Origin of the sequence: Paenibacillus tyrphae, assembly GCF_000722545.1 — a bacterium.
Lineage (GTDB): Bacteria > Bacillota > Bacilli > Paenibacillales > NBRC-103111 > Paenibacillus_G > Paenibacillus_G tyrfis.
In genome coordinates this window covers 1-636 of sequence record NZ_JNVM01000082.1, presented here as the reverse complement: position 1 = coordinate 636, position 636 = coordinate 1, and the positions used below count along the sequence as shown (strand labels likewise).

The 636-nt window shown below is 45.3% G+C and carries 1 protein-coding gene; it reads left to right on the top strand.

All coding sequences use genetic code 11. The features are described from left to right. On the top strand, positions 1 to 588 hold a 588-nt coding region (locus ET33_RS35845; protein WP_036694112.1), incomplete at its 5' end, for an IS3 family transposase. Positions 589 to 636: the final 48 nt, after the last annotated feature.

Here is a 636-nt window from a genome sequence, read left to right as displayed (position 1 = left end):
ATTATGCAGATGGAAGGGCTGCAGTGCCGCGTTAAGGTAAAGAAACGTAAAGCAACTGGACAACCTACTCATATCGCCGAACATCTGCTGAAACGTCAATTTCAAGCCGATGAGCCGATGCAAAAACTAGTAACAGATATTACTTATTTGCCATTTGGCGGAAAAACATTGTACCTGTCGAGCATTTTAGACTTGTTTAATGGAGAGATTGTGGCTTACAGTATAGCTGACAAGCAAGATACATCGTTTGTTCTGGACACGCTACACCAGCTCCCAGATCGACCTGGTATGATGCTGCACAGTGATCAGGGTAGCGTATATACGTCTCAGGCCTACCAGGATGCTGTAAAAGGAAAAGGCATTACCATGAGCATGTCCCGCAAGGGAACGCCCGCTGATAATGCCCCCATCGAATCGTTTCATTCCACGCTAAAGTCTGAAACGTTCTATCTCGAAGAGCTTACCTGTACAACGACGGCAATCGTTGAACAAACCGTTCGAGATTACATTAACTACTATAACTCAATTCGCATTCAAACGAAACTAAATAACCAGTCACCGATTGATTTTCGGCGACTGGCCGCTTAAAACTTGCAAGGTGTTTTGATCCCTGTCTCACAAACGGGGCTCAGTCCC